Origin of the sequence: Moritella sp. (assembly GCF_033791185.1) — a bacterium.
Lineage (GTDB): Bacteria > Pseudomonadota > Gammaproteobacteria > Enterobacterales > Moritellaceae > Moritella.
In genome coordinates, this window is sequence record NZ_JASJHF010000245.1 from 1 (window position 1) to 8,124 (window position 8,124).

Annotated in this window: 9 protein-coding genes; all 9 read left to right on the forward strand. The window is 39.2% G+C overall.

The features are described from left to right. Nucleotides 1-1,202, forward strand: a 1,202-nt coding sequence (locus QNK26_RS14300; RefSeq protein ID WP_319224146.1) for an AAA family ATPase, incomplete at its 5' end; no start/stop codon positions are given. A gap of 20 nt (nt 1,203-1,222) precedes the next feature. Then, the gene (cpaB, locus tag QNK26_RS14305) at nt 1,223-2,035 is read left to right on the forward strand and encodes a Flp pilus assembly protein CpaB (protein ID WP_319224150.1); all 813 of its coding nucleotides are present in this window, start codon (nt 1,223-1,225) and stop codon (nt 2,033-2,035) included. 25 nt (nt 2,036-2,060) lie between these two features. Beyond that, a complete protein-coding gene (locus tag QNK26_RS14310; RefSeq protein ID WP_319224153.1) occupies nt 2,061-3,530 on the forward strand; it encodes a type II and III secretion system protein family protein in 1,470 nt (489 codons plus the stop codon). A 49-nt stretch (nt 3,531-3,579) separates the two neighbouring features. Then, complete coding sequence (locus tag QNK26_RS14315) at nt 3,580-3,840, forward strand: hypothetical protein (RefSeq protein WP_319224156.1); 261 nt, start codon at nt 3,580-3,582, stop codon at nt 3,838-3,840. 13 nt (nt 3,841-3,853) lie between these two features. After that, nucleotides 3,854-5,182, forward strand: coding sequence for a TadE/TadG family type IV pilus assembly protein (locus tag QNK26_RS14320; protein WP_319224158.1), 1,329 nt, complete (start codon nt 3,854-3,856; stop codon nt 5,180-5,182). A gap of 8 nt (nt 5,183-5,190) precedes the next feature. Next, nucleotides 5,191-5,661 (forward strand): TadE/TadG family type IV pilus assembly protein, encoded by a 471-nt coding sequence (locus QNK26_RS14325; RefSeq protein WP_319224160.1) that lies wholly within the window; start codon nt 5,191-5,193, stop codon nt 5,659-5,661. Next, nucleotides 5,661-6,149 carry a TadE family protein gene (locus tag QNK26_RS14330; RefSeq protein ID WP_319224163.1) on the forward strand — a complete coding sequence of 163 codons (489 nt, stop codon included), beginning with the start codon at nt 5,661-5,663 and terminating at the stop codon, nt 6,147-6,149. The genes QNK26_RS14325 and QNK26_RS14330 overlap by 1 nt, the downstream gene beginning before the upstream one ends. Nucleotides 6,150-6,193: 44 nt before the next feature. Beyond that, on the forward strand, nt 6,194-7,420 hold the full coding sequence (locus tag QNK26_RS14335) for a hypothetical protein (RefSeq protein WP_319224164.1): 1,227 nt from the start codon (nt 6,194-6,196) through the stop codon (nt 7,418-7,420). Further along, on the forward strand, nt 7,420-8,124 hold a 705-nt coding region (locus QNK26_RS14340; RefSeq protein ID WP_319224167.1), incomplete at its 3' end, for a CpaF family protein. The genes QNK26_RS14335 and QNK26_RS14340, both read left to right, overlap by 1 nt.

The window sequence follows — 8,124 nt, forward strand, 5'->3', positions numbered from 1 at the left end:
TCAAGCATATTCACACGCTTCACGTTGCTACGATACGAGAACTTGCAGGTGCATTAGCCTTGAGTGGCGGCATAGTACAAATCCTTATCGATTTAGCAAAAGAATCTGCTTTAATAGAAAATAGGCAAAGTTTAGCAAATGGTCAAATGCGCTACGCCTTATCTAATATTGGTGAACATGAAGCTGAAAAAGCGTTAGCAACGAGTGGTTATAGCAGTGTGGTGCCCGTTCCATTAGCACAATACGTCGATATTGTACTTAAGCAAACCAGTCGCAACACTCAAATTACCAAGCAACGCATGCAAGCTAGATTTGCAGATTTAATGTTTTCAGAAGCGTTAACCTCTGCCATAGGCCCTGCGTTAAATTCCAATAAACCGATATTAATTTATGGCATGCCAGGTGTTGGTAAAAGTTACCTTTGTCGTAACTTGAACTTGTTATTCGGCGATGATGTATTAATCCCCTCTGCAATTGAAATAAGCGGTAATATCATTCAAGTATATGACCCACAGGTACATGTTCTTAGTACACAAGAAGACAATGAACCATCAGCAGACGCATTATTTAGCCTTGACCGAGGACATGACCCTCGTTGGCGTTTATGTCAGCGTCCATTAATCGTTACTGGTGGGGAACTTACCGAAGATATGTTAGAGGTTAATTACGACTCAAGCAGTTGTACCTATAAAGCACCTCTACAGCTAAAAGCAAATAACGGTATCTTATTATTGGATGATCTCGGCCGTCAAAAAATGAGTCCGCTCGCCTTATTTAATCGCTGGATAATTCCACTCGAAGAACGAAGAGATTTTTTATTCTTGCCCAACGGTGTTCACTTTGAAATACCATTCGAACTTATTTTATTGTTTTCAACCAATCTAAATCCAGCGGAACTCGTTGATGAAGCATTTTTACGCCGCTTAGGGTACAAAATTGAATTTCAGCCTTTAGAAGTGGATAGTTATAAGAAGCTTTGGTTTAGTGTTTGCGAAGGTTTTAACTTAACTTGTTCAGATGAAACTTTTAATTATCTGTTAACGACATATCACTATAATACTAACAAGCCTTTCCTCCCCTGCTATCCCCGCGATTTGCTCAGTATCATAAGTGATCAGGTTAAATTTAATGAGCTACAAAACCAAGTCCAAGAAAACTTAATCGACATCGCTTGGAAACACTATTTTGTTAGTCAAAGCTAATAATATTAGAGGTAAATAACATGAATAAAAAAACCTTAATCTCAGTCTCAGTCTCGATTATGTTTGGAGTTGGCGCTATTTTAATCGCACAAAGTTGGTTAGATACTAATAAAGCAGCCGCTCCAGAGAACCAAGTTTATATCGCCTTTTCTACCATGGTTATCCCCATAGGTACGGTCATAGAACCCAAACATATTGAACTGAAAGTTTTACCCGCATCTATGTCGCCTGAAAATACGATCGGTGATCCGGATGAAATATATGGCATGATCGCCAAAGATACAATTTATATAGATGACATCATCAGGTTAGAAAGGTTACTCGTTAAAGGTGAAGGCAGTACTCTCGCAAGTCTTATTGCGGAAAATATGCGGGCGGTATCTATCCGTGTTGATGATGTTGTAGGTGTTGCAGGTTTCTTACTACCCGGTAACCGAGTCGATATTTTGAATACCAGTACCGGTAACTCTGGTTCTGCAACTACAGAAGTCATTCTAAGTAATATTAAGATCTTAGCAATTGACCAACGTGCCGCAACCTCAACCAGCGAAAACAAACCTCAACTCGTGCGTGCTATCACCGTTGAAGTCAATCTAGACCAAGCCGAAATATTAATGACAGCCCGTAACAAAGGGCGGTTACAGCTTGCACTACGAAATCCAACAGACAGTGATGCTATAGATTTTGCCCGTAATGATGACGTTGACATCAATGAAGTCATTGAGATAGCAGCGCCAGCATTTAAACCACGTCCGATTAAACAAAAAACCAGTAAACATAAAGTCGAAATAATCCGTGGTACAACCCAAGAGTCAGTCCAACTTAAAATTTAGTAATTCGACTAAACAGGTGATGCATATGAATATGAACTCTCATTTTTATAAAACTAAATCTAAGCAATGGACGTTAGTTGTCTTAATTTTGATAACCAATTTTATCGTAGCCAGTACAGTTTTAGCTGGCGGACCAACTGCATTAGATGATGATAGTGTTAGGATTCCGATTTTCAAATCTAAAAATTTACAAATGGATCAGGCTATCCATCGGGTATCCGTAGGCAACCCTGCTATTGCAGATATATTAATTTTGCGCAGTAGCGAGCTATATATAGTCGGTAAAAAATTAGGCACAACAAACATGATGGTCTGGGATAAAGATGACAACCTTGTTGATGTGCAAAATCTAGAGGTTACTCATGACTTAAATAGCCTTAGAAAACGTCTGCACAAGTATTTACCAAATGAAGACATCGGGGTAGAAACGTCACAAGGGCAATTAGTGGTCAGTGGCCAAGTTTCATCACTCATTAAAATGAATACTGCAGTAGAAATTGCCCAAGGTTACGCAACCGCAGCCGACGTGGACGACGGTAACAGCACTGTTGTTAATATGATGTCTGTCGGTGGTGGTCAACAAGTCATGTTAGAAGTGACTGTAGCTGAAGTAAGTACAGAGATAGGACGTAATTTGGACGGTAATACAGTGATCGGGGGTTATGGCTCAGATGGTTTTGTGGGTATAGGTACTGGCACAGGTAATGTACCAACAAGTATCTTGGGTGGCATAGACACTAATATTTTTGCTCGCTATCTAACTGGTGACATGTTGTTTAGTGTTGCTTTTGATGTAGCAAAAAGTAAAGGTTTAGCTAAAGTTCTTGCAGAACCGAACCTAACAGCCCTTAGCGGCCAATCGGCTGAGTTCTTATCTGGTGGTGAGTACCCGGTGCCCGTTGCAAGTGATGATGGTATTACCATTGATTATCGCGACTTTGGTGTTGGGGTTAGCTTTGTACCGACAGTACTTGATTCCGGTAAAATAAACCTAAACCTTAAAGTACTAGTCAGTGAACTCAGTAACACAAATAGTGTCGCTATCTCAGCATTAGAAACGGGGACAACGACTATAACCCCCTCCCTAGTCAAAAGAACAACTGCAACAACCGTTGAACTTGGGGATGGTCAGACTATCGTTATTGGTGGATTACTCAGTGACAATCTCCGTGAATCAGTAACCAAATTCCCAGGACTAGGTGACATTCCTATTTTAGGTCAATTGTTCACCAGTCAAGAGTACATTAGTGGCCAAACTGAACTGGTTATTATGGTAACACCTCGTTTAGTCAGACCATTTAATAAAGATGGCATGATCTTGCCTACCGATGGTTTTGTGCCCGTGTCTGATATGGAATTTTACTTACTCGGTAAAATGACACAACAAGACAAAGACTCACAGACAAAGAACCCAAATCAAACTTCAGAAACACCGTCAAGTATCGTGCCAAATTCAGGAGGTACAGAGCAGCAGTACGGCCATACTCTCAATTAGCTGATAATTCATGATTTGTTTATAGCGAAAGATAGGATTAAGAGGATTTATGATGAAATGTTTAAGCTTAATATTGTTCTGCAGTCAGTTCTTATTCGGTTGCGTACAAGAACCAAATTACGAATTGTCCGCATCTACAGAATATGTCAAAGATATACAAATTCTTGACCCTGATGCCCCAGCAAAAAATGATGGCATAACCAATGCTATTGAAGGCAAGTACGGCGAGAAAGTCATATCGTCGTACCATAAAAGTGCTTACGAGGCTAAATCAGCTCGTAATATTTCACAGGTATCTGAAAGTAAATAGAAAGGCTATATTTATGTGCAATAAAACCAATCACATCTTAAAACGTAACCAGAGTGGTAACGTACTCATTATGTTCACTCTGGGATTATTCGCACTTATTTCTATGGCTTCGCTCGCGCTGGATGGCGGCCATTTATTACTAAACAAGGGGAAATTGCAAAATTTAGTCGATGCAGCAGCTTTACATGCTGCATCAGAACTAGACGAAGGCGCTACTCATGAGCAAGCTAGAGCAGCTGTCGTCGCCTTGATCCAATTAAACATTGCACATAACGACCACCATGAATTAGCAGCTTCAATTGATATCTCCAGCGTAGATAATACCCTAGATCAAATGACAACTCAGCTAAATGTAGAGTTTTCGCAACAGCCTGATCCATTTATTCAAGATAATGATGAAAGCGCAAAGTATGTCAAAGTATCTTTATCAAACTTAAACCTCGATAATTTCCTCGCTGATGTTTTCAATTTTAATAAACAAGTTTCAGCAACCGCACTATCAGGCCCAAGCTCAGATATAAGCAATTGTTATCAAGACCTCGTTCCTATGGTCGTTTGTGCTGACACTGCGAACGCTAATGTTGGTGGTGCTAATGAATATGGTTTAAAAGAATACAGTTTGAACATGATGAAAATTGGTTCAAAGCAAGACACACCTATCGGCCCTGGTAACTTCCAATTACTTGATTTCCCAGGGATGAATGGGGCTAATGGTATTCGGACCGGTATGGCAGGAGGAGCAGATGCTGCGACAGTCTGCTTTACCGCAGGAGTGGGCAACCAATCGGTAGAAACAAAGCCAGGGAATAATGTAGGTCCAGTCGCGCAAGGCTTAAATACACGCATGGGCGTATGGGATGGTAAGGTAAATTCAACAGATCATTTAAGGGACACAAATATTTGTGAAGGCAACACAATTACACTTGAAGATGGCGAGATCGCAGCCGATGCCGGTTCAAAAGCATATACCTACGACGACTATGATAAAAATGGCGCGAGTGGTTCATGCGCTGCAACGAACCCAATAGCAGGTGGAGACATCATTGCTGATTCCGTGGCTGGAGTTCAAAAAGCCGGTTATGGACGGCGTATTTTGCAAGTTGTTATCGCGACATGCGATGGTAATGCAAATGGTAAAAATCAATTGGACTTTCTTGATATTGGTTGTTTCTTTATGACTCAAAAAGCGGGTACAACAGGTACTACGTCCTATGTAATTGGTGAATTTATTAATAGTGGTGGCAATTGTACTGATAGCGGAAATCCTTCCATTACCCCTGTAGACAACGACGGCCCGTATAAAATTGTATTATTTCATGTACCAGGAAGTTCTGATTCTTAGGAGGGACTATGCATCAGTCCAGAAGCAACAATAAATGTACAAAAGGAAAGAATGAGCAAGGATTTGCAGCAATTGAGTTTACGATGGTCCTACCGTTCCTATTGCTGTTGATTTTCGCTACTGCTGAATTTGGTCGGTTACTCTATCAATATAACGCCCTTAATAAAACAGTCCGAAACGCTTCACGTTATCTGGCAGGCAATGCCAAACTTGGCACAGGTATATATGAAATAAAGCAAGGTATAGAAACTAAAGTCATCACCTATATAAAATATGGTAGTCCAAACTCAGTAACCCCCCTACTACCTAATTTAACGTCGAGCACTATAGGCTTAAGTTTATCAGGTGAATTTGTCACCATTAATGTCTCTTACCCATGGCAGCCTTTATTTGCAGACATGTTCACCAGTTTTGGCTTAGGTAGCGATATGGATATAAGTTTCCCACTCATATCAACCTATACAATGAGGGCGTTCTAATGATCAAAAGTAATCACAGTAAACAACAAGGGTTATACGCTGTCGAGTTTGCCATCGTTGGTAGCTTATTTTTCTTACTTTTATTCGCTGTTTTGGAAATTGGCCGATTATTTTTTGTGTGGAATGTACTAACCGAAGTCACACGGCGTGGGGCTAGATTAGCAACGGTTTGTTATTTAGATACAGCCAATGTTGCCGCGTTTGATGACATGATATCTACAGCTCTATTTAATAACAATACGATAATTTCGGATCTTTCGGCATCCAATTTACAAATTCAATACCTGAAGGATGACGGAACTCAAGTCCTAAGTTCTATTGACACTAATTTTATTGAGTTTGTCAAAGTAGATATTGTAAATTATCAGCACAGCTTATTAATTCCGGGATTATCTCTAACGTTAGATTCACCCTCATTCTCAACAACACTGCCACGTGAAAGTTTAGGTGTCACTCCCCTTACGACAACTTTATGTACACCAACATGATGTCGATAAAAGACAATTAACTATTTATTGGTAAGGAATCACAAATGAACAACCAAAATTCAAACAATATCATTGGATTTAGTGAAAGCCACTCCGTCCCGATAGATCGAGATCCACAAACATTGCCTTTTCCACTAAATTGTTTAGTCGTTTGCCAAAACCCGACAATGCGCCAGGACTTATCTACGTACTTAGCTGCGGTTACAAATCTAAAAGTAGATTATTGCACGACACTGGACAATAACTTAAAGAATCATAATTTGGTTATCGTCCTATTAGATAACAACGATCAGCAAGTAAAAAGCGATATTAAAGCAATTGCGAAACATGACATTGATTTCATCTTAGTTTCAGACAACATTAGTAACGATCTCATTCGTACCGCGGTGCACTTCAAAGTAAAAGAGATTATTTCTCAGCAAAATCTAGAACTGGAGTTGATCCATTCACTAATTAATGCTTCGAATGAATTAATGCAAGCAAGTAAAATCGCACCGTTATACACAGTTATCAACGGTAAGTCAGGCTCCGGAGCCAGCTTTATAACCAGTTGTTTAGGTGAAATTAGTGCCAATATTTCAAATGAAGAAATAGCCATCATAGATGCCGATTTAAATTACGGGTCGCTTACCGATACATTTAATTTTGATGCCAATTATTATTTAACCGATGCCTTAAATGAATTAGATAAGTTAGATAATACTGCCATCAAATCAATGATGTTAAAAAGAGATAATTTGAGTCTGTTAGCGTGTAAACCCTACACTCAACTCAATACGAATCCACAAACACTGGGCTATTTAGACCAACTTGTTTGGAAAGTTAAATTAAATCACGATCTTGTATTAGTCGATTTATCCCGCGGAGTTGAGAAATTCACCATCCCATTATTGAATTTATCATCTAAAATTCTAATCGTAGTACAACAAAATATTCTAAGTTTACGCGAAACCAAAATGTTAATTCAGCAATTAACTCAGCACCTTGGTATCGATGTTGAGAAATTACATATTATCGTTAACCGCTATTCAACTAAAAACAGCAATATATCTCTCGATGATATAAAAAAGGTATTAGGCATCGATAAGTTATATGTTGTTAGTAACAATTATCAACTAGCAAATGCAGGCATTGATTCAGGCTCGCCACTTTTAAAAGTAGCTGATCATAAAGCAATACAGGATGAGATATCACAAATCATTGGGGACTTATTTCCTATTGATATCCCTGTTAAAACAACCTTACTAAATAAAATATTTCGGAGACTATAATGGAATTTGTCAACAACCAAGCACATGATCCTTTTAGCACCTTAACAAGTGATGACATGGAGACCAAACAAGAGATATTTGGTCAATTATTAACTCAACTTGATCTCTCAGTACTCGAAACCTTACCTGCAGATGTCGCAAAAGAAAAAATAGCCAATTCTTGTTACCAGTTACTGAATAAACAAACACGACCGATTAGTCTCGACGTTAGGCATATTCTCATTAAATTGATTACTGATGAAATACTCGGTTTAGGGCCACTCGAAACATTGCTAGAAGACCCGACAATCGCAGATATTCTCGTAAACAGTTACGATCGAATATTTGTCGAGCGTGCGGGTAAATTAGAACAAGTATCCGTTCAATTCTATGACGATAAACATTTATTGAATATTATTGACCGCATTGTGTCTGGTGTAGGACGAAGAATCGATGAATCATCCCCCATGGTTGATGCAAGACTTAAAGATGGTAGCCGTATTAATGCAATCATCCCACCACTTGCACTCGATGGGCCTGCACTATCAATTCGTCGTTTCACAGTGGATAAATTACAAGTACAGCAACTCATCGACTACGGCTCAATGACGCAACCTATGGCAGATTTTATCCAAGCCACCGTATTAGGTAAGTTAAACATTCTAATTTCTGGCGGTACCGGTAGTGGTAAAACGACATTATTGAATATTTTGTCTGGCTTCATT